The sequence below is a fragment of the Frigoribacterium sp. Leaf8 genome (genome assembly GCF_001421165.1).
Lineage (GTDB): Bacteria > Actinomycetota > Actinomycetes > Actinomycetales > Microbacteriaceae > Frigoribacterium.
This window is the reverse complement of the sequence record NZ_LMKB01000005.1, coordinates 1,237,854-1,259,700: the sequence shown is the minus strand read 5'-3', so window position 1 is coordinate 1,259,700 and position 21,847 is coordinate 1,237,854. Positions and strand designations below refer to the sequence as shown.

At 72.1% G+C, this 21,847-nt stretch carries 16 protein-coding genes; 7 read left to right on the top strand and 9 right to left on the bottom strand.

Annotation, left to right across the window (positions count from 1 at the left end; translation table 11 throughout):
• Positions 1-82 precede the first annotated feature (82 nt).
• The 3 genes from ASL10_RS10505 to ASL10_RS10495 form a co-directional block, all read right to left on the bottom strand.
• On the bottom strand, positions 83-3,304 hold the full coding sequence (locus ASL10_RS10505) for a glycoside hydrolase family 38 C-terminal domain-containing protein (RefSeq protein ID WP_056046905.1): 3,222 nt from the start codon (positions 3,302-3,304) through the stop codon (positions 83-85).
• 104 nt (positions 3,305-3,408) lie between these two features.
• Positions 3,409-4,764, bottom strand: a complete 1,356-nt coding sequence (locus ASL10_RS10500) for a 6-phospho-beta-glucosidase (RefSeq protein WP_056046903.1) — start codon at positions 4,762-4,764, stop codon at positions 3,409-3,411.
• Entirely contained in the window at positions 4,761-5,507 is a 747-nt protein-coding gene (locus tag ASL10_RS10495) for a DeoR/GlpR family DNA-binding transcription regulator (RefSeq protein WP_199859672.1), read from the bottom strand. The genes ASL10_RS10500 and ASL10_RS10495 overlap by 4 nt, the downstream gene beginning before the upstream one ends.
• A gap of 134 nt (positions 5,508-5,641) precedes the next feature.
• Between ASL10_RS10495 and ASL10_RS10490 the strand changes: the two genes are divergently transcribed.
• The 6 genes from ASL10_RS10490 to ASL10_RS10465 all read left to right on the top strand — a co-directional run bounded on the left by ASL10_RS10490 (position 5,642) and on the right by ASL10_RS10465 (position 13,751).
• Entirely contained in the window at positions 5,642-6,673 is a 1,032-nt protein-coding gene (locus tag ASL10_RS10490) for a carbohydrate kinase family protein (RefSeq protein ID WP_235452672.1), read from the top strand.
• Positions 6,674-6,736: 63 nt separating this feature from the next.
• Positions 6,737-8,008, top strand: coding sequence for an ABC transporter substrate-binding protein (locus ASL10_RS10485; protein ID WP_056046900.1), 1,272 nt, complete (start codon positions 6,737-6,739; stop codon positions 8,006-8,008).
• Complete coding sequence (locus tag ASL10_RS10480; RefSeq protein WP_056046899.1) at positions 8,008-9,000, top strand: carbohydrate ABC transporter permease; 993 nt, start codon at positions 8,008-8,010, stop codon at positions 8,998-9,000. Before ASL10_RS10485 ends, ASL10_RS10480 begins: the two co-directional genes overlap by 1 nt.
• Positions 8,997-9,923: a carbohydrate ABC transporter permease gene (locus tag ASL10_RS10475; protein ID WP_082460355.1), complete on the top strand. Its 927-nt coding sequence runs from the start codon at positions 8,997-8,999 to the stop codon at positions 9,921-9,923. Before ASL10_RS10480 ends, ASL10_RS10475 begins: the two co-directional genes overlap by 4 nt.
• A complete protein-coding gene (locus ASL10_RS10470; RefSeq protein ID WP_056046897.1) occupies positions 9,920-10,675 on the top strand; it encodes a glucosamine-6-phosphate deaminase in 756 nt (251 codons plus the stop codon). The genes ASL10_RS10475 and ASL10_RS10470 overlap by 4 nt, the downstream gene beginning before the upstream one ends.
• Before the next feature lie 70 nt (positions 10,676-10,745).
• The gene (locus tag ASL10_RS10465; RefSeq protein ID WP_056046895.1) at positions 10,746-13,751 is read left to right on the top strand and encodes a glycoside hydrolase family 2 TIM barrel-domain containing protein; all 3,006 of its coding nucleotides are present in this window, start codon (positions 10,746-10,748) and stop codon (positions 13,749-13,751) included.
• A 31-nt stretch (positions 13,752-13,782) separates the two neighbouring features.
• On the opposite strand, the gene ASL10_RS10460 is transcribed toward ASL10_RS10465, so the two are convergent.
• The 3 genes from ASL10_RS10460 to ASL10_RS10450 form a co-directional block, all read right to left on the bottom strand.
• Positions 13,783-14,709: a MetQ/NlpA family ABC transporter substrate-binding protein gene (locus ASL10_RS10460; protein ID WP_056046892.1), complete on the bottom strand. Its 927-nt coding sequence runs from the start codon at positions 14,707-14,709 to the stop codon at positions 13,783-13,785.
• 156 nt (positions 14,710-14,865) lie between these two features.
• Positions 14,866-15,672, bottom strand: a complete 807-nt coding sequence (locus tag ASL10_RS10455) for a methionine ABC transporter permease (RefSeq protein ID WP_082460354.1) — start codon at positions 15,670-15,672, stop codon at positions 14,866-14,868.
• Positions 15,669-16,718, bottom strand: a complete 1,050-nt coding sequence (locus tag ASL10_RS10450) for a methionine ABC transporter ATP-binding protein (protein WP_056046889.1) — start codon at positions 16,716-16,718, stop codon at positions 15,669-15,671. Before ASL10_RS10450 ends, ASL10_RS10455 begins: the two co-directional genes overlap by 4 nt.
• A gap of 280 nt (positions 16,719-16,998) precedes the next feature.
• Between ASL10_RS10450 and ASL10_RS10445 the strand changes: the two genes are divergently transcribed.
• Entirely contained in the window at positions 16,999-17,778 is a 780-nt protein-coding gene (locus ASL10_RS10445) for an SDR family oxidoreductase (RefSeq protein WP_056047908.1), read from the top strand.
• Between the two features lie 138 nt (positions 17,779-17,916).
• Here the strand turns inward: ASL10_RS10445 and ASL10_RS10440 are convergent, their stop codons facing one another.
• The 3 genes from ASL10_RS10440 to ASL10_RS10430 all read right to left on the bottom strand — a co-directional run bounded on the left by ASL10_RS10440 (position 17,917) and on the right by ASL10_RS10430 (position 21,819).
• Positions 17,917-18,684, bottom strand: coding sequence for a gamma-glutamyl-gamma-aminobutyrate hydrolase family protein (locus ASL10_RS10440; protein WP_056046887.1), 768 nt, complete (start codon positions 18,682-18,684; stop codon positions 17,917-17,919).
• A 116-nt stretch (positions 18,685-18,800) separates the two neighbouring features.
• Positions 18,801-19,577: a hypothetical protein gene (locus ASL10_RS10435; protein ID WP_056046885.1), complete on the bottom strand. Its 777-nt coding sequence runs from the start codon at positions 19,575-19,577 to the stop codon at positions 18,801-18,803.
• 154 nt (positions 19,578-19,731) lie between these two features.
• Positions 19,732-21,819, bottom strand: a complete 2,088-nt coding sequence (locus tag ASL10_RS10430) for a fructose-specific PTS transporter subunit EIIC (protein ID WP_056046882.1) — start codon at positions 21,817-21,819, stop codon at positions 19,732-19,734.
• Between the last annotated feature and the right edge of the window lie 28 nt (positions 21,820-21,847).

Here is a 21,847-nt window from a genome sequence, read left to right as displayed (position 1 = left end):
GGGTGGCCCCGCCGCGGCCGGGTCGACCCGCGCCTCCTGCCGGTTCAGGGGGAAGGAGGCGCGGGTCGCGACCCGACGCGACTCAGGCGCGGTGCAGGCGCAGTGTCACGACCTGGAACGGGCGCAGGGTCAGGTCGGCCCCGGTGGCGTCGGGCGCGAAGCGCAGCGCGCTGGGCATGGCCTCGGTCAGCGGACGCTCGAGCACGTCGACCTCGGTCACGCGGGTCACGTCGAAGTGGGCGTCGACACGGGTGCCGGCCCGGGCGCCGGTCGACTCGTACAGCCGCACGACCACGTCGCCCGTCTCGTCGTCGGCCAGTTTGAGCGACTCGATGCGCACCTGCTCGCCCGAGAGCGACACGAGACCCCCGACCGCCCAGGACGTCGACGGCGTCGAGGCGGCCGAGGTGGTCGAGCTGGCCGAGACGTCCGAGGCCGGAGGGACCTCCGCAGTCGTCGACGCGCCGTGCCCCGCACCCGCCGTGCTGCCGGCACCCGCGCCGAGCACGAACGTCGCCCCGCCGCGTCCGGCGCCGACCACGCGCACGGGCAGGTTCTGCTCGTACCCCGCGCGGACGACCTCGTCGATGGTCGCACCCGGCACGAGCGCGTAGTCGAAGCGGTGGTGACCGATGTCCTGCACGGGGTCCGGGCTGCGGGCCGCGCGCACCAGGCTGACGCGCACCTCGGTCTCGACCTCGCCGGTCTCGCCCACGGTGCGGGTGATGTCGTGGCCGTAGCTGCCCGAGTTCGTCAGGCCGACGCCGTAGCCGGGCTCCTCGACGTGCACCCAGCGGTGCGCCATCACCTCGAACCGGGCGTCGTCCCACGAGGTGTTGGTGTGGGTGGCGCGGCGGACGTGGCCGAACTGGATCTCGGCGCTGTGGTGCTGCGCGTGCAGCACGAGCGGGAAGCTCACCTTGAGCAGCTTCTCGTCCTCGCGCCAGTCGAGCTCGGTGCGGACGTGCACGCGGGCGTCGTCGGCCACGAGCGAGACGAACTGCTCGACCCGCGAGCGGCCGAACGAGCGCTCGACGCGCACCGTGACGCGCAGCGGCCCTTCTTCGACGATCTCGACCGCGTCGGCCTCGACCAGGTCGGTGCGGCTGTGGCGGTAGTGCGCGTCGATGTCCCACGCGTCCCACGCGTTCGGCAGGTCCTCGTGCAGCTGCAGCAGGTTGGCCGCGCGGCCGGCCGGCACCAGCTCGCGGTCGTGCCGCAGGTCGACGATCGAGGTGATCAGGCCGCGCTCGTCGACGACGATGCGCACGAGCCCGTTCTCGACCGTCGCACCCCCCGAGGAGGCGCGGGTCACCACCACCGGCGAGGTCGCGTCCACGGCGACCAGCGGCGCGACGCCCGAGCCGGGCACCGCTACCAGGGCGGCGGCGACACCCGAGGCGTCCTCGACCAGGGCAACGCGGTCGTGACCGGCCGCGTTGACGACGCTGCCGGGCGAGGCCACGGCGACCAGCGCCTCCTCGATCAGCAGGTCGAGCTCGGCGAGGCTGCGGCGGTAGTCGTCCTCGTTCTCGCGGTGCACCCAGGCGATCGACGAGCCCGGAAGGATGTCGTGGAACTGCTGCAGCAGTGTGAGCTTCCAGAGGCGGTCGAGGGCGGCGTACGGGTAGGCGGCACCGGTGCGGACGGCCGCGGTGGTCCACCACAGCTCGGCCTCGCGGAGGCGGTGCTCGGCCTCGCGGTTGCCGCGTTTCTCACGGGCGTGCGAGGTGAACGTGCCGCGGTGCAGCTCGAGGTAGAGCTCGCCGACCCAGACGGGGGCGTCCTCGTACTCGGCACGGGCCTTGGCGAAGAACTCGTCGGGGTGCTCGATCTCGACCCGGGGCGAACCCTCGAGGTCCTTCACCCGACGCTGGCGTTCCATCATCTCGCGGATCGGGCCACCGCCTCCGTCGCCGTAGCCGAAGGGGACGAGCGAGCGCGTGGCGGCGCCCTTCTCTCGGAACTGCCGCACCGCATGGTGCAGCTCTTCGGCCTCGAGGGTCGAGTTGTAGGTGTCGATCGGCGGGAAGTGGGTGAAGACCCGCGAACCGTCGATGCCCTCCCACCAGAAGGTGTGGTGCGGGAACGTGTTGGTCTGGTTCCACGACAGCTTCTGGGTGAGGAACCACTCGAGGCCCGCCAGCTTGGCGATCTGCGGGAACGACGCCGTGTAGCCGAACGAGTCGGGCAGCCAGACGCCGTGCGTCTCGACGCCGAGCTCGTCGGCGAAGAAGCGCAGGCCGTGGGTGATCTGACGCACCATGGCCTCGCCGCCCGGCAGGTTGCCGTCGGGTTCGATCCACTGCGAGCCGACGGGGTACCAGGTTCCGTCGGCGATGGCCTGCTTGATGCCCTCGAAGACGGTCGGGTAGTTCTCTTTCACCCACTGGTACTGCTGCGCCGACGAGCAGGCGAAGCGGAAGTCGGGATACTGCTTCGCCAGCGTCAGCACGTTCGAGAAGGTGCGGGCCGTCTTGCGTTTGGTCTCGCGGATCGGCCAGAGCCAGGCGCTGTCGATGTGCGCGTGGCCGATGCCGCTCAGGGTGTGGGCGCTCGGGACGGCCGGGCTCGCGAGCACCGGGGCGAGCACCTCGCGGGCGGCTGCCGCGGTGCCGACGATGTCGTCGAGGCGCAGCACGTCGAGCGAGCGTTCGAGGGCTCGCAGCACCTCGTGGCGACGCGGGTCGTCCTGGTGCAGCTCCTTCATCATCTGGTAGAGCACCTCGACGTCGAAGCGCAGGCCCCAGACCTCGTGCTCGAAGACGGCCAGCTGCGCGGTGCGGAACCGGTAGATCGGCTCCGTCGGCGCGGTCGACTTCTCGCCGTAGGCGGTCGGAACGAACTCGTTCACCAAGATGTCGGGGTTCCCGGCGGCCTCGACGAAGAAGTGCACGGCTTCGCCCCCGGCGGCCTCGTCGTGCAGGCGCACGTAGGTGTTGCGCGGGTGGATGCCCTTGATCGGCACGCCGTCCGGGGTGTGCACCAGGCACTCGGCCTGGTTGCCCGGCCAGTCGCCGATGAACCCGGGGTCGAGCACGAGCTCGACCGTGTGCCCGGCCCAGTCGGCAGGGACCTCGCCGAGGACTTCGAACCACCAGGTCGACCAGGCGCGTCCCCACGGCTGGCCGATCTCGAAGGGGTCGTACGTCTGGACCAGGGCCTCGGCGACCGGCACCGGTTCGTCGGGCACCTGCCAGGCGCGCAGGGTGACCGGGGTGGTCGCCGAGTGGACGGCGGGGGTGATGCGCTCGTTCAGCACGCGCTCGATGCGCTCTTCGACGAGTTTCTGGTTCTGGTGCACGGTGGGTCCTCACGGGGTGGGGCCCCGGCGGCGTCGCCGGGTAAGAGGGTGGTCGGGGGGAGGTCGAGGAGGCGCGGGTCGCCCCGGCCCTGCGGGGTCGCGCCTCAGCGCAGGTAGTCGAGCCCGGGGAAGCTCGCCATCGCGTCGCCGAGCAGCGAGCGGGCGACGGTGACCGAGTCGACCAGCGGGTGGTGCGCGAGGGCGCGCACGGCGGCCGCCTTCGAGCCGTCGACGCCGGCCTCGATCGTCTGGCGCTCGACGTACTTCGCGTTCGTGACGAGGCCGACGCCGAAGTCGGGCAGCGAGGTGCCCACGACGGGGTGGGCGCCGCTCGCGTCGACGACGCAGGGCACCTCGACGACGGCGTCCGCGTCGAGTTCGGGCAAGGTGCCGCCGTTCCGCACGTTGAGGATGAGTCGGGCGCTCTGGTCGTAGGCGATGCCGCGCATCAGGGCCAGCGCGACGTGCTCGTAGCCGCCCGAGACGAGGTCGTCCTGGTCGCGGTCGCCCATGCCTGCGGACTGCCGGTTGGTCGCCATGTAGGTCGTCTCGCGTTCGAGTCGGGTGCGTTCCCAGAGGGCGAGGGCCGAGCCGTCGCCCTCGGCGAGTTCGTCGTAGAAGCGGGCCTGTTGGTCGACGAGGTAACCACCGCGGGTCTGCACGGCCAGCTGGTCGGCGTGCAGCACGTCGCGGGTGAAGTAGTAGTAGTGCAGGTACTCGTTGGGCACGGCGCCCAGTTCGGTGACCCAGTCGGCACCGAACAGCTTGCCTTCCTCGAAGGTCTCGATGCGCTCCGGCTGCTCGAAGAGCCGGGGCAGCACGTCGACGCCGTCGACGGTCAGTCCGCGCAGCCAGCCCAGGTGGTTGAGGCCCGCGTAGTCGATGGTGACGCTGTCGAAGGCGTCGTCGGGCACGCGCACGTCGAGGGCTCCGAGCACGCGGCGCGCGAGGCCGATGGGGCTGTCGCAGATGCCGATCACCCGGTCGCCGAGCACGCGCGACATCGCCTCGGTCACGACGCCGGCCGGGTTGGTGAAGTTGATCACGAAGGCGTCGGGGGCCAGGGCCTTGACGCGGACGGCGAGGTCCATCACGACGGGCAGGGTGCGCAGGGCGTACGAGATGCCGCCGTAGCCCACGGTCTCTTGACCGATCACGCCGTGCGACAGACCGATCCGTTCGTCGCAGGAGCGACCGGCCATGCCGCCGACCCGGATCGCCGAGAAGACGAAGTCGGCTCCGCGCAGGGCGTCGTCGAGGTCGGTGTGCAGCGAGACCACGGGCGCGTCGAGGTGCTCGAGTGCCTGCTCTCGCAGCACGCGGGCGACGGCCGAGAGTCTGATCGCGTCGGTGTCGTACAGGGCCACCGAGGTGACCCGGCCCTCGGCGTGGTCGCGCAGCAGCGCCGAGTAGACGAGCGGGACGCGGAAGCCGCCCCCGCCCAGGATGGTCAGCTTCATGCGACGGTCACCGTCACTCCCTTGCGTGCCAGCGCAGCCGAGACGTTCTCGTGCGGCGTCGATTCGGTGATCAGCTGCGTCAACGACGCGCTGGGGGCGACGCGGCCGGCGCCGGTGCCCGGGAACTTGCTCGAGTCCGCGAGCACCGTGGCCCGGTCGCTCACCTCGGCCATGGCGCGCTTGATCGGCACCTGGCTCATGGTCGTGTCGCGGAGGTCGCCGTTGTCGGCGATGCCACTGACGCCCATGAAGGCGTGGTCGGCGTGCAGTAGTCGCAGGCTCTCGGCCGTCAGCGGGCCCGAGACGGACCGGTAGACCGGGTCCCAGTCGCCCGGCAGCAGGATGAGCTGGACGGCACGGTCGTCGCGCAGCAGATCGAAGACCGCGATGCTCGCCGTGATCACCGTGACGTCGCGACCCCGAAGGTGTTCGGCGACGTGCAGGGTCGTGGTGCCGATGTCGAGCACGACCGACTGACCGTCGGCCACCTGGGATGCCGCCGCCGCGGCGATGCGCTCTTTCGCGCGGCGATTGACCTGCTCGACCTCGGCGAAGGGGGCATCCGCCTCGACGAGCACGGCGCCGCCGTGGGTCCGTCTCAGCACCCCCGCCTCGTCGAGGCGCTGCAGGTCGCGGCGGATCGTGGCCTCGCTCGTGCTGGTGGCGAGGGCCAGGTCGGTGACCGTCGCCGCCCGCTCGGAGCGCAGCCGATCGAGGATCACGATGTCTCGGACGTCTTTCATAGTCTGAACAGTAGCGCGCAATTTCGAGCAGAAACAATCTTGTAACAAACAAAATCATTCACATTTGTGCGCACATGGGCTAGAAACGTCTCAGCAGGTCGACGCCGACGCCGATCTGACCCGAGGAGGACCCCGTGCAGACCGCACCCCGCACCGCCCCACCCGCCGAGAGCGACGCCCTCGCCGGCATGCTCGTCGTGGGGCAGCTGTTCGCCGACGTGGTGTTCGGTGACCTGCCCGGTGCGCCCGTGCTCGGTCACGAGGTCTGGACCTCGTCGTTCGGGGCCGGCCCCGGCGGCATCGCCAACTTCGCCCTGGTGGGCGCTCGCCTCGGTGTCCCCACCTCGATCGCTGCCGCCGTGGGCGGCGACACGTTCTCGACCATGACCCGCGCCTCCTTGGCTGCCGAGGGCATCGAACTGTCGTACCTCGTCACCGTGCCCGGCTGGGCCCTGCCCGTCACCGCGTCCCTCGGCTACGGCGACGACCGCGCGCTGGTCACCGGCGGCACGCCCGCTCCGATCGGGTCGGACGCCCTGCTGCCCGACGTCCTGCCCGCCGCCGCCGTCGCCCTCGTGCACCTCGAGGAGGCGCGCAGCACCTGGATCGCGCGGGCCACCGCCCAGGGCACCCGCGTCTTCGCCGACGTCGGATGGGACCCGTCCGAACGCTGGGACCCTTCCCTGCTCGAGCAGCTCGACGACTGCCACGCGTTCATGCCGAACCACCTCGAGGCCATGGCCTACACCGGCACCGACTCGGCGATCGACGCCGCACGCCGCCTCGGCGACCGCGTGCCGCTGAGCGTCGTGACCTCGGGCTCGGCCGGCGTCGTCGCCGTCGACTCCGCCAGTGGTGACGAGGTGGTCCGTCCACCCGTGCGGGTGCACGCCGTCGACGCCACCGGGGCGGGCGACGTGTTCGGTGCCGCGCTGGCCGTGGCCGGCTCGCGGTCCGACTGGTCGCTGTTGCAGCGCGTCGACTTCGCCTGCCTCGTGGCCGGCGTCACCGTCTCGCGACCGGGTGGCGCCTCGGGCGCCCCTCGGCTCGACGAACTCGCCGACTGGCTCGGTGCCCATCCGACGGCGGCCGAACCCGGCCGCTACGACTTCGTGCTCGAGGCCCTCCACGACCAGGGCGAGAGCAGCACGACGCTGTTCCGCTGACCCGTACCTCCTGCTCGTCCCCCCGCCCCACTTCGGCTTCCCCCCAACCGATTGAGAGACCCCATGGCACTCCCCACCCGACGCCTCGTCGGCAAGATCGCCGGCACCGTCGCCGTGCTCGCCCTCGTCACCCCCCTGCTCGCCTCGTGCGCCGGTTCGGGCGGGGGTGCGAACGCCTCCGGAGAGACCGACGTCTGGATCTGGCCCGACGGCCTGAGCGACAAGGTGTTGAGCAGCGTGGACGAGACGACGCCGATCAAGGTGTCGACGATCGGCGGCGACTTCAAGCAGAAGCTCGTCACCACGTTCACCGGCCGCACCGGCCTGCCCGCCGTCAGCGGCGTCAAAGGTGAGGACATGCCGTACTTCCTCAGCGAATCCGACCTCTTCACCGACCTGAACGACCTCGGTGCCAAGGACATCGTCGACCAGTTCCCGGCCTGGAAGCTCGCCGAGGCGACGACCGCCGACGGCAAGCTGATCGGCATCCCGATCGACATCGGCCCCACCGCCCTCTACTACCGGGCCGACGTGCTCGCCGCGGCCGGTCTGCCCTCCGAGCCCGCTGACGTCGCCGCGGCGACCTCGACCTGGGACGACTACTTCGCCTTCGGCGAGAAGCTCAAGGCGGCGACGGGGGCGAGCCTCGAGGTCGACATGGGCGACGTGTTCACCAAGTCGATCGGTCAGGGCAGCGCCCGCTTCGTGAACGAGGAGGGCGAGTTCACCGGCGACGGCGACGAGATCAAGGCGGCCTGGGACCGTGCGGTCGAGGCCAAGGAGAAGGGCCTGACCGCCGGGCTCACCGACGGCAGCCCCGACTGGGCCGCCGCCATCACCGGTGGCTCGCTGCCGACGCTGCTCGGTGCCGCCTGGTACCAGGCCGACATCAAGAGCGCCACGGCCGACACCTCGGGCGACTGGCGCGTCGCACCGATGCCCGGCGGCCCCGCCAACATCGGAGGGTCGTTCTTGACGATCCCCGAGGGCACCGACGACCCCGAGGCCGCATTCGCCGTGATCAAGGACATCCTGAGCGAGCAGAACCAGATCGTCGCCTACCAGGACAAGGGCATCTTCCCGTCGGCCACGGCCGCCTACTCGGCCCCCGAGCTGACCGCGGGCGACGAGTTCTTCGGCGGTCAGTCGACCGTCGAGGTCTTCGCGCAGGCCGCCGCCGACATGCCCACCGCGTACACCAGCCCGTTCGAGAACCAGGTCGCGGCGCCCTACATGACCGAGCTGCAGAACGTGCAGTCGCTCGGCAAGGACCCCGACCAGGCCTGGAACGACGCCGTCTCGGCCGGCGAGGCCGCCCTGAAGGCCGCCGAGTAGTGATCCCCACCGTGCTGAGCCCGGGAGCGCGCCCCACCGCGCGCTCCCGGGCGGGGCTGCGCAAGAGCTGGCCCTACTACGTCGCCATCGCGCCGTTCTTCGTGCTCTTCGCGATCTTCGGGCTGTTCCCCGCGGGCTACTCGCTGGTGCTGTCGTTCCAGGACTGGAACGGCCTCGGCTCGCCCGAATGGGTCGGCCTCGACAACTTCCGGGCCCTGGTCGCCGACCAGACCTTCTGGCTGTCGATCAAGAACACCCTGATCATCTTCGCCCTGTCGACCTTCCCGATGATGGTCATCGCCGTGATCGTGGCGGCCATGCTCAACTCGGCGAAGCGGTTCGGCACGTTCTACCGCATCGCGTTCTTCGTGCCGAACGTCACCTCGGTCGTCGCGATGGCGGTGCTCTTCGGCTCGATCTTCGGTGACAGCTTCGGCCTGCTGAACGCCGGCCTGCGGGCCCTCGGCTTCGACGGCGTGGCCTGGCTGTCGACCCCCTGGGCGATCCAGGTCACCATCGCCGTGCTGATCACCTACCAGTGGACCGGTTACAACGCGATCCTGTTCCTGGCCGGCATGCAGTCGATCAGTGGCGAGGTCTACGAGGCCGCCAAGCTCGACGGCGCGGGGGTGATCCGCAGTTTCTGGTCGATCACGCTTCCGCTGCTGCGCCCGACGATCCTCTTCGTGCTGGTGGTCTCGACGATCACCGGCCTGCAGAGCTTCACCGAAGCGCAGGTGCTGACGGCGTCGTCGTCGACGACGAACCCCAACTCCGGAGGCGCGGGTCAAGCCGGTCTCACGACGGTCCTGTACTTCTACCAGCAGGCCTTCAACTACAACCGCTTCGGCTACGGAGCAGCCATCGCCTGGGCCGTGTTCCTGCTCGTCGTGATCTTCGTGATCATCAACTGGCGGCTCGGATCGGGCAAGAAGGAGAAACCCGTGGACGTCGATCCCGTCTCCCCGCGCGAGGAGGTGGTCGCGCGATGAGCACGATCGTGAACGCCGCCCGCGGCGTGACCGCCGAGGTCGTCGACGCCACGGCGGACGACGATCCGAAGCAGCGTCGTGGCCGGGCCGCCGGGCGCGGCGCGAAGGTGCCGACCTCGCGAGCCGTGCTGCACGGCCTGCTCGCCGCCGGAGCCGTCGTCTCGCTGTTCCCGTTGTACTGGCTCGTGGTCATGGCGAGCAACACGACGAGCGACATCTACAAGTCGCCGCCCGTGCTCGTGCCCGGCACGCACCTGTTCGACAACATCCGCGCGGTGTTCGAGACCATCGACTTCGGTGGCTCGTTGCTCAACACGGTGATCGTCGCCGTCTCGGTCACGGCACTCGTGCTGTTCTTCGACTCGATCGCGGCGTTCACCTTCGCGAAGTTCTCGTTCCCGGGCCGCAAACTGCTCTTCACCCTGTTGCTCGTCACCTTCATGCTGCCCGCTCAACTCAGCGTGATCCCGCAGTTCATCACGATGATCAACCTCGGGTGGGTCGGTCAGCTGCAGGCCCTGATCGTGCCCGCCGCGGCCAACGCCTTCGGCATCTTCTGGCTGCGCCAGTACATCGTGTCGGCCGTGCCCGACGAACTGATCGACGCCGCCAAGATCGACGGCGCCGGGTTCTTCCGTCAGTACCTCACGGTCTGCATCCCGCTGATCCGCCCGGGCCTCGGCTTCTTGGGCGTCTTCACCTTCATCGCCTCGTGGAACGACTACCTCTGGCCCCTGATCGTGCTGAACGACCCGGGCACGCTGACGCTGCAGGTCGCGATGAGCCAGCTGAACAGCGCCCACGGCAAGGACTACGGCATGGTCATGGCGGGGGCCCTGCTCGCCGTCCTGCCCCTGATCATCGTGTTCCTCATCGGTGCCAAGCAGTTCATCGGTGACATCGCGAAGGGGGCGCTGAAGTGACCGAGGCCGTCGTCGGCCCCGAGGTCGTCGCGGCCTCGGGGGCCCACGAGATCGGCCAGCACGCGGCCGACGTCGTCGCCGCCTTCGTGCGGGCCGAACCCCATGGCGTGCTCGGCGTGGCGACCGGCTCGTCACCCGAGCCGCTCTACGCCGAGCTCGTGCTGCGCCGACAGGACGGCCTGCGCACCTGCGGCCTGACCCTCGTCGCGCTCGACGAGTACGTGGGGCTCGAGGCCCACCACCCCGAGAGCTACCGTACGTTCGTGCGTGACCGCATCGCGAGGCCGCTCGGCGTCGACGACGACCGGGTCGTCGTGCCCGACGGGTCGTGCCCCGACCCCGTCGACGCGACCCTCGCCGCCGACGCGCACGAGAGGCGCATCGTCGAGCTCGGCGGAGTCGGGCTGCAGATCGTCGGCATCGGGGCCAACGGCCACCTGGGCTTCAACGAGCCCGGTTCGCCGTTCGACGGCCGCAGCCGCGTGGTCGAACTGGCCGACCGTACCCGCCTCGACAACGCCCGCTACTTCGGTGGCGACGCCCGGGCCGTGCCGTCGCACGCGATCACGCAGGGGCTCGGGACGATCATGGCTGCGCGGCAGGTGCTGCTGGTCGCGCGCGGTCGCGCGAAGGCCGCGGCGCTCGCCGCGGCCTTGCAGGGCCCGGTGACCGAGTCGGTGCCCGCCTCGCTGCTGCGGCGCCACCCGCGTGTCACGATCGTCGCGGACCGGGAGGCGTTGGGCGCGGTCTGACCGCCCCGCGCCTCCCGCGCGCCTCCCGCCCCCCGCGCCTCCTGCGACCGCCCCCACCACAGAGAGCACCATGACCCACCTCGACGACGTCGCCCCCGGTTCCGCCTCACGGCTTGCCCCCCGCTCGTGGCTGCACAGCGACGCCCCGACCCATTCGCTCGACGGGCCGTGGCGGTTCCGACTGCTGCCCGAGGCTCCCCTCGACGACGAGGCACGGGTCCCCGAGGTCGCCGACCCCGAACTCGACGACGCCGACTGGGATGAGCTGCCGGTGCCCTCGCACTGGGTGCTGCACGGGCACGGGTCGCCGATCTACACGAACCTGCAGTACCCGTTCCCTATCGATCCGCCGCACGTGCCCGACGAGAACCCGACCGGAGAGTACCGACGCACGGTCGTCGTGCCGGCGTCGTTCCGGAGTGGCGCGCGCGTCGTGCTGCGGTTCGACGGCGTCGACGGCCTCGCGACCGTGTGGCTGAACGGCGTCGAGCTCGGCTGGACGACGGGCAGCCGCCTCGCCACCGAGTTCGACGTGACCGACGCGCTGGTCGAGGGGGCCAACGCCCTCGCGGTCCGGGTGAACCAGTGGTCGGCGGCCAGCTACCTCGAGGACCAGGACCAGTGGTGGATGCCCGGCATCTTCCGCAGCGTCACCCTGCAGTCGCGCCCCGCCGCGGCCCTCGACGACGTCGACCTGCGGGCGTCGTACGACCACGCCACCGGGGCGGGCCGGCTCGACCTCGACGTGGTCGGCGCGTTCCCCGTGACCTTGCGCGTGCCGGCACTGGGCGTCGACGTCACCTGGGCGACCCCGGCCGACGTGGCTCCCGTCGACCTGCCCGCGGTCGAGCCGTGGAGCGCCGAGGTGCCGCGCCTCTACGACGCGACCGTCGCCTCGCCGGGCGAGACCGTCTCGTTGCGGGTGGGGTTCCGCACGGTGCGCATCGTGGGCGACTCGTTCGAGGTCAACGGCCGCCGCGTGACCTTCCGGGGCGTCAACCGCCACGAGTCCCACCCGGTGCGAGGACGCGTGTTCGACGAGGCCGAGGCGCGTGCCGACCTCGAGCTGATGAAGCGGGCCCACGTGAACGCGATCCGCACCGCGCACTACCCGCCGCACCCGCGACTCCTCGACCTGGCGGACGAGTACGGCTTCTGGGTCGTGCTCGAGTGCGACCTCGAGACCCACGGCTTCTGGGACGTCGAGTGGCGCGGCAACCCCAGCGACGAACCCGCCTGGTGCGATGCCTACCTCGACCGGATCGCCCGCACGGTCGAACGCGACAAGAACCACCCGAGCATCGTGATGTGGTCGCTCGGCAACGAGTCGGGCACGGGGCGCAACCTCGCCGCCATGGCGACCTGGCTGCACGGGCGCGACGCCACCCGACCGGTGCACTACGAGGGCGACCTGGCCGGCGAGTACACCGACGTCTACTCGCGCATGTACCCGACCCTCGAAGAGATCGCGTCGGTCTGCGGCGAACCGGCCACGACGATCCACGAGACCGAGGGCGCCCAGGGTGCCCGGCAGCGGCAGAAGCCCTTCGTGCTCTGCGAGTACGGCCACGCGATGGGCAACGGCCCGGGCTCGTTCGCCGACTACGAGGCGGCCGTCGACCGCTGGCCAAGCCTGCACGGAGGCTTCGTCTGGGAGTGGCGCGACCACGGCATCGCCACCCGCACCCCCGACGGCACGCCGTACTTCGCCTACGGCGGCGATTTCGGCGAGGTCGTGCACGACGGTCAGTTCGTCATGGACGGCCTGCTGCTCTCGGACGGCACGCCCACCCCGGCCCTCGCCGAGTTCGCCGCCGTGATCACCCCGGTCCGCGTGCGTCTGCTCGACGCGGCCCGACTGGTCGCCGTCGAGAACCGACGGCACACCGCGTCGACCGACGACGTCGAGGTGCGCTGGCAGCTCGAGCACGACGGTCACGTCGTCGCCTCGGGCGTGCTCGACGTGCCGTCGCTGACCGCGCAGTCGACCGCGACGGTCGAGGTCCCCGAGGAGGCGCGCGCGGCAGGCGACGCCGCCACCGTCCGTGAGGCCCACCTCACCGTCACGGCGGTGACGCGTCACGACCTGCGCTGGGCCGGGGCCGGCCACGTGCTCGGGCGCGACCAGGCGCTCGTGGCGAGTCGCCCGGCGGCCCGCACCCGCGCCTCCGGGGCCTGGAGCGGTGACACGCTCGGTGCGCTCACCTTCGACGCCCGGGGCGCCCTGACCTCGTGGCACGGGCTGCCCGTGGCGGGGCCCCGCCTCGAACTGTGGCGGGCACCGACCGACAACGACCGCGGGGCCGGCCAGGGCTCGTACGAGCTCGCCGAACCCGAACTGACCCACGGTCGCGGGGCCGAGGAGACCCCGCCCTCGGCCGAGCGCTGGGTCGAGCGCGGCCTGCACCGGCTCGTGCACCGGGTGCTGTCGGTGTGCCGGTCCGACCACGGGCTCGAGCAGCGCGTGCGGGTGTCCGCCGCGCACACCGGCACCGGCGTCGACGTCACCTTCCGCTGGACGGCGACCGCCGACGGCGTGCTGCTGCGCACCGAGGCCGTGCCGTTCGGGCCGTGGGACTGCACCTGGCCGCGCGTCGGCGCCCGGTTCGACCTGCCGCTGTCGCTCGCGTCGTCGCCGGTCGACTGGCTCGGTACCGGGCCCGCCGAGTCGTACGCGGACAGCGCGGCGGCCGCCCGGGTGGGCCGGTTCACGTCGAGCGTCGACGGGCTCTCGGTCGAGTACGCCCGGCCGCAGGAGACCGGGCACCGCCCCGGGTTGCGGTCGCTGACGCTCGGGGGTACGGGTGGCGTCGCTGCGTCGGCGGGGGGCCCGGTGCTGTCGGTGACGACCGTGCCCGACGGAGCGGGGCACCGGTGCGGGTTCCAGCTCGCGAGGCACACGGCACAGCAGGTCGCCCTCGCCGCGCACCCCCACGAGTTGCCCGAGCCCACGGCGCTGCACCTCTACCTCGACGACGCGCAGCACGGACTCGGCTCGCGGGCCTGCGGTCCCGACGTGTTGCCCCGTCATGCCCTGTGGCCCTCCGCTCGCGCCTGGGAGGTCGTGCTCGCCTGACCCGTCGGTGCGACCTACTCCGCGTCACGACCTACTCCGCGTCGAGCGGCAGCAGGATGCCCTTCACGCGAGGGTCGGTCGCGAGGAACTCCTGCACGGCCGGGTCCTGGAAGGCGGCGACGAGCTTCTTCACGTTGTCCTCGTCGGCGTAGTCGCTGCCGATGGTGAGCTGGCCGGCGAACTCGTCCGGTGCGGCGGGGGCGAAGATCTGCTGCTCGATCGGCACGCCGGCGGCGAGGTAGTACTCGGTGTAGCCGACGGCTGCGTCGAGGTCGGGCAGGGCCCGCGACTGTGCGGCGAAGTCGAGCAGGGTGAACTGCAGGTCCTTCGGGTTCGAGGCGATGTCGTCCTGGGTGGCGTGTGCCTTGTCGACGCCGTCCTTCAGCGTGATGAGGCCGGCGCGCTCGAGCACCCAGAGCCCCTGGGCCTCGTTGGCCGGGTCGGAGTACAGCGACACCGTGGCACCGTCGGGCAGCTGCCCGGCATCGGTGTACTTCGACGACCAGAGGCCGAAGCCCCAGCGGAACACCGGCGTCGCCGCTTCTTCCCGGAAGTCCGGGTTCGAGGCGAGCACCTGGTCCAGCCAGAGTTCGTGCTGGTACACCGTGCCGGCGATCTCGCCCTCGCTGACGGCCCGGTTGATCGTGTTGCTGTCGCTCAGGCCCGTGAAGGCGACGGTGATGCCGTACTTCGGGGCGACCTCGTCGGCGACGAACTGCACGAGGGCCTGCTCGGACGCGTTGCCCTCGGCGGTGGCGACGGTCAGCGTCGCCCCGGCCTCGGCGACGGCCGGCCCGGCGGGCGCGGTCAGGGGCACGACGATCGCGGCGGCGACGGCGACGACCGCCACCGCGCCTCCGGCGATCCAGGGCCAGCGGCGACGACGCCTCAGCTCGAAGCCGTGGTCGTCCGTGACGGACGGGGTGCCGGGTGCGGGGGTGGGGGTGTTCTCGGGCATGGCTGTCCTTCGGGAGGGGCAGGCGGCGCCTGCGGGCGGGGGGAGGCGCGGTGCAGGACCGCAAGGGGGCAACGGGGAGGCGCGGTGCGGGACCGCAGAGGGGGACGAGGAGGCGCGGTGCAGGACCGCAAGGGGGACGAGGAGGCGCGGTGCGGCTCAGACCGCGGCGGCCACCGGGGGCAGGTCGGTCGCGTGGCGTCGCCACCAGCGGCGCCGGCGGACCGGTTCGGGGCTCGTGGCCCGCACGGCGAGGTCGCCGAGCTGTTGGACGGCCGCGACCGTCGCGACGAGCAACACGATCGTGACGATCATCACGGTATGGTCGAAGCGCTGGTAGCCGTAGGTGACGGCGACGTAGCCGATGCCGCCGGCGCCGATGGTGCCGGCGATGGCGGAGTACTCGATCATCGCGATCGTGTTGATCGTGAGGCCACCGATCAGGCCCGGCAGCGCCTCAAACAGCTGTGCCGTGCGGACGATCTGGAGGCGGGACGCCCCGCTCGCGGTCGCCACGCGCACCCGATCGCTCGGGACGCTCCGCAGGGAGTTCTCGACGATGCGGGTGAAGAAGGCGATGCCCGCGATCGACATCGGCACCACCGCGGCCGCGATGCCGATGTTGGTGCCGGTCACGAACCGGGTGAACGGGACGATCGACGCCATGAGGATCAAGAACGGCAGCGAGCGTCCGATGCTGATGACGGCACTGAGCACCGTGTGCACCGGCGCGTTCGGCACGAGGCCCGCGGGGCCGAGGTTGTGCACCAGGGCCCCGAGCGGCACCCCGACCAGCACGACGATCGCCATCACGATGCCGACCATCACGAACGTGTCGCCGAGTGCGGGGAGCACCAGGGCGGGGATCTGCGCCCACGGCACCGAGTTGTCGTACGCGGTCGACGGGCTCGTGCCCGACGCGAGGACGGTCGTCGTGATCGGGGCGACGGTGCTGGCGACGCTCATCGGACGAGCTCCTGTTCGGGCGTGGGCGTGAGCGTCCGCGTCGGCGTGGGCGTGGGCGCCGGGGACGGGTCGAGGGAGCGGGCGGTGAGTCCGAGTGCGGCGGCGACCCCGGGCAGGCGCGAGGCGACCGCCTCGGGGACGGCGACGGTCGCGTGCCCGACGGTCGCGCCTCCCAGGGTCTCGATCGAGGCTCCGAGTAGCGACACGGGCGACCCCAGGGCCGATCCGAGCGTGGTCGGCCAGTCGGTCGGGACGTCGGCCGAGACGTAGTCGAGCCGCCAGGTGCGGGAGCCGTCGGGGGCGCCGGCCGCCGGTCGGGTCGGTCGCAGCGCCGCACCGAGCGCCGACGCGGGGTCGCGCAGCAGGTCGAGCACACGACCCCGTTCGACGATGCGTCCGTGGTCGAGGCGCGCGACGGTGTCGGCGATCTGCAGCACGGTGTCCATCTCGTGGGTGACGAACAGGATCGACAGGCCGAGGTCGTCACGCAACTCGCGCAGCAGGTCGACGATCGAGGTGGTCGAGGCGGGGTCGAGGCCCGACGTCGCCTCGTCCGAGAGCAGCACGGTCGGCCGCAGGGCGAGGGCCCGGGCGATGCCGACGCGCTGGCGTTGGCCGCCCGAGAGCTCGTGCGGCCGGGCGTCGGCACGGTGGCCGAGCCCCACACGGTCGAGCAGCTCGGCGACTCGACGCCTCGTCTCGGCCTTCGTCACGCCCAGGTACTCGAGCGGCAGGGCCACGTTCTGTGCGGCGGTCCGACGGCCGAAGAGCCCGTCCGACTGGAACACCGTGCCGATCCGACGGCGGGCGACCCGCAGGTCGCGCTCGCCGAGCCGGGTCAGGTCGTCGCCGTTGACGACGACCGAGCCCGAGGTCGGTCGTTCGAGCAGCGTCACGCACTGGGCCAAGGTGCTCTTGCCGGCGCCGCTCGGGCCGACGACCGCGGCGATCTCGCCGGTGTCGACCCGGAAGTCGACGCGGTCGAGGACGGTCGTGCGGTGCGATCCGGTCTCGTAGACCTTCGTCAGCTGCTCGAGGCTGATCATGGGGGCTCCAGGGTGTCGGCTGAGGTGGTGGGTTCGGGGTGTCGCCGAGCATAAGGAGGCGCGGGTCGCGTTCGCGAGGACGTGTCACGTCATGCGTCGCCGCGTGACGCCGTGTGTCGCACCGCCCGGCCGCGGGGCCCGGTCGCGGGCGCCGACCGCGGGGCCCAGCCGCGGGGCCCGGCCGCACCACGCTCGCGTGGTCGAACCAGCCCCCCGGGTGGTTCGACGACGCGAGCGTGGTGCGACCTCCTCCGACGGCGGGCGCGGCAGGATGGGCGACATGCCCGCACCCACCACGTCCCTGCCCACCGCACTCGTCACCGGCGCCTCCGGCGGCATCGGCGCGGAGTTCGCCCGGCGGCTCGCCCCCGACCACGACGTGGTGATCGTGGCGCGCAGCGGCGACCGTCTCGAGCAGGTGAGGGCCGAGCTCGTGGCGACCCGCGCCTCCGGGTCGTTCACAGCCGTGGTCGCCGACCTGTCGACGCCCGACGGGGTCGAGACCGTGCTGGCCGCCGTCGGCGACCGCGCGATCGACGTGCTGGTGAACAACGCCGGCGTCGGCTCCCACGGGGCGTTCGTCGAGTCCGACCTCGCCGCCGTCCAGGCGCAGGTGCACCTCAACTGCTCGCAGGTGGTCGCGCTGACGCGCGCGCTGCTGCCGGGCATGGTCGAGCGACGCCGCGGCACGGTGGTCAACGTCGCCTCGACCGCGGCTTTCCAGCCGATCCCGACGATGGCGGTCTACGGGGCGACCAAGTCGTTCGTGCTCTCGTTCAGCGAGGCGGTGCACGCCGAGGTGCGGGGGTCGGGCGTCACCGTCACGGCCCTCTGCCCGGGGGCGACCGAGACCGGCTTCTTCGCCGCGACCGGCAGCGACTTCCTTACGAGCGGTCGCCAGACCCCCGAGCAGGTCGTCACCGCGGCACTACGGGCCGTGCGCCGTCGCCGTGCCGTGGTGGTCAGCGGGCTCGGCAACGCGATCGGTGCCCAGGCGCACCGGTTCCTGCCCCGGCGGCTCGTGAGCGCGGCCTCGGCCCTGATCGTGCGCGAGCGCTAGGAGCCGGGCGCGATCGCGGGCGGGGCCACCGGGCCGGCCTCGGGCCCGGCCACCTGGGCCGGGCCCCGGCCCGCCCGCCGCGGTCGAGCAACGCACCGCCCGCTGGACGTCGCACCGCCCACATCGGCGGTGCGATGTTCAGTCGGCGGTGCGACGCGACCGGTCGCCGGCTCGACCGAGGGCGGCGTCGCGCGCCGCGACGAGCAGGTCGGTCAGCACCGTGCCGGTGGCCCCGCGGTCCTCGGGGTGCCATTGCACGCACCACACCGGAGCCGTGACGTGCTCGACGGCCTCGACCGTGCCGTCGTCGGCCCAGGCCACCGCGCGCAGCCCCTCGCCCAGGCGTCCCACCGCCTGGTGGTGCGAGCTGCGCACGACCAGCGACGTCGTGCCGAGCATCGAGGCGAGGGTGCTGTCGTCGGCGAGGCGGACCGGGTGGTCGACCATGCTGTCCGAGACGTCGTCCGGGTTCACGTGGCCGGGGTGTTCGAGGTGCTGCACGAGGTCGCCGCCGAGGGCGACGTCGACCACCTGCATGCCGCGACAGATGCCGACCAGCGGCAGCCGCGCCTCCACGGACCCGCGCACCACCTCGATCTGCACCCGGTCGGCGTCGGCGAAGGTCTGGCCCCGCCCCGGGTGGTCGAGGGGACCGCCGTAGTGGCTCGGGTCGACGTCCTCGCCACCGGTGACGAGCACCGCGTCCGCCTCGGCGAGGGCGGCGTGCACGTCGCCGAGCCGGTTGGCCGGCACCCGGCGCACCGTGAACCCGACCTGCTCGGCGGCGGCGACCACCGAGGTGGACAGGTCGTCGAGCTCGCGCTCGAACGCGGGGTCGTCGCGGGCCTCGTCGGTGACGTCGAGGAGCAACAGGTTCAGGAGGCGCGGTGCGGGCGAGTCGCTCATCGCGCCATCCTGGCAGCCCCGGCCGCACCGCACCGCCTTTCGTGCACGGCACCGCGACGAGACGCGGTGCCGTGCACGAAACGCGGTGCGGAGGGCCGAGGGCCGAAGGCCCCCGGCTAGTCGGTGCCGTCGATCCCGCCCAGCCGTTCGAGCACGCCCGTGAGGATCGTGCCGGCCGCGTCGGGGAGCACGTGGTGATTCATGTAGATCGCCTCGAGCCAGGGCAGCACCTCGTCGCGACCCCAGCCCACGGCCTCCCAGTCGACGCCGGGCAGGGCCTTCGTCCGGGGCTGGTCGGTCCGGGGGTCGAGCCAGGCCTCGGCGATCGGCACGCCCTCGGACGCGCCCTGGGGCGTCCAGGTCAGCGCGATCGGGTGGTCGTCGCCCTCGATGTGGTCGTGTTCGACGGCACCCGAGCCGAGCCACGGCAGGGTCAGCAGCTCGCCCTCGATGTCGACCTCGACCAGGTCGAGCTTGCGTGGTTCCTCGACCTCGCAGACGTAGAGGTCGAAGCCGGCGTCGTGCCAGGCCGCTGCCTCGTCGACCTCGTCGAGCAGGTCGGGCATGCGGCGGTGCAGGTCGACGATCAGCCGGGTCGACCACTCGACGAGCACCCGCGTGTCGGCGACGCCGAAGGGGCTGAGGTCGCTGTCGTCGCCGTTCGCGAGGTGGAAGTGGTGCTCGACGTCGCCCGAGGGCGTGGTCTCGAGGTGCACCTGTCCGGTCTCGTAGCCGACGTACAGGGCGGTGATCAGGTCGTCGTCGTCGTACTCGGCGTAGAGGTTCGGCTTGCCGAGCGCGGTCGGCAGCGGCGTCTGCGCGGCCGGGCGCTGGCCCAGGTCGAACACGGCACGGAAATGGGTGGTGGGGAGCCTCAGGCTCATGTCGGTCACGGCGTGGGGTCCAATCGGTTGCTCACGCCAGGGTAGAGGACGCGGCCGCCCGTCCGCGGCCCGTCCACGGACGAGGAGGCGCGCTCCGGGACTTCCCGGAACGCGCCTCCTCGTGTGGTCGCCTCGACGGCGTCGGTGCGGCGCGGCGTCGCTGCTACGCGGCGACGGGGCTGCGCTGGCCGACGACCGAACCGGCCTCGGCGGCCTCGGCCGACGCGTCGGCCCCGGCGGCCGCACCTCGGCGGACGAACTTCTTCAGCAGGACGAGCACGAACGCGCTCACGACGGTGCCGGCGACGATAGCCAACGCCCACATGCCCAGGTTGCCGATCGCGAAGAACACGAAGATGCCACCGTGGGGGGCCTGCGACGTGACGCCGGCGGCCATCGAGATGGCTCCGGTCACCGCGCCTCCGACCATGCTGGCGGGGATCACGCGCAGCGGGTCGGCCGCGGCGAAGGGGATCGCGCCCTCGGAGATGAACGAGGCGCCCAGCAGCCAGGCGGCCGTGCCGTTGGAGCGCTCGACCTGCGAGAAGCCCTTGCGGTAGAGGACGGTCGACGCGAGGGCCATGGCCAGCGGCGGCACCATGCCGGCACCCATCACGGCGGCCATGATCATCAGCGGAGCGGGGTTGTCGCTGATGGAGCCCGCCGACAGACCGGCGACGGCGAACGAGTAGGCGACCTTGTTGACCGGACCACCGAGGTCGATGCACATCATGAGGCCGAGGATGACGCCCAGGACGATCGCCCCGGTGCCGCTGAGGCCGTTGAGGAAGTCGGTCAGGGCGACGGTCAGGGCGGCGATCGGGCCGCCGAGCACGAGCACGAGCAGACCCGAGGCGAAGATCGACGCGAGCAGCGGGATGATCACGACGGGCATCAGGCCGCGCAGCCAGCGGGGCACGTCGGGCTTGCCGATCCAGTAGGCGGCGAAGCCGGCGAGCAGACCACCGACGAGACCGCCGATGAAGCCGGCCCCCATGAAGACCGCGACGGCGCCGGCGACGAAACCGGGCGCGATGCCGGGTCGATCGGCGATGGCGTAGGCGATGTAACCGGCCAGGGCGGCGACGAGGAAGCCCATCGACAGGTTGCCGATCTGGAACGCGGCGGCACCGAGGAAGTAGATCAGGCCCTCGGGCGGCAGGTTCACGAGCGAGTAGTCGGTCAGCACGGTCGCGGCGTTGCCGGCGATCTCGTAACCCGAGAGCAGGAAGCCCAGGGCGAGCAGCAGGCCGCCACCGGCGACGAACGGGATCATGTACGAGACGCCGGTCAGCAGCCAGCGCTTGAGCGACGAGCCGAAGCCCTGCTTCTCGGCGGTCGAGCCCGCGGCGGCACCGGCGGCACCGGCCGTGCCGCCCACGCGGGCGGCGTTCGGGTCCTTGGCGGCGGCCAGCGCCTCCTTCACCATGGCGTCGGGAGCGTCGACGCCGCGCTTGACCGGTCCGCGGACGACGGGCTTGCCGGCGAAGCGGCCCTGGTCGCGCACGTCGACGTCGACGGCGAAGATCACGGCGTCGGCCTCGGCGATGACGGCCGGGTCGAGGGGAGTGACCGTGCCCGAGCCCTGCGGCTCGATCTGCAGGTCGGCACCGAGGCGCTTCGCCGCGGCGACGAGGGCGTCGGCGGCCATGAAGGTGTGGGCGATGCCGGTGGGGCAGGCGGTGACGCCGACCAGCTTCGGGCGCCGCGCGCCGTCGCCCGTCGCGGCGGCCGCGGACGAGGAGGCGCTGGTCGCCCCGGACGCGGAGGCGGCGGTGGCGCCGCGCGTCTCGGCGACCTCGCCGCTGACCTCGTCGTCGACGAGCTGCACGATGTCGGCGGGCGTCTTCGCGGCGCGGAGGGCGGCGGTGAAGTCGTCGCGGATGAGGGCGCGGGCGAGGGTCGAGAGGACCGTCATGTGGTCGCCGTCGGCGCCCTCGGGCACCGCGATCATGAAGACGATGTCGGCGTCGCCGTCGGGGGCACCGAAGCCGACCGTGCGCGCGAGCCGGGAGAAGGCGAGGGTGGGCTCGGTGACCGAGGCCGACCGGGCGTGGGGGATCGCGATGCCGCCGGGGACGCCGGTGCCGACCGAGGCTTCACGCTTGATGGCGTCGTCGGCGAGCGAATCGGCCGAGCCGGCGCGGCCCGAGGCCGCGACGCGCGCGGCCAGGGCGCGGATGACGTCGGTCGACGTGCCGCCCAGGTCTTCGTCGAGACCGACGAGGTCGGTGCTGATGAGGGATGACATGCTGTTCTGCTCCTTGGGGTTGGGCGAC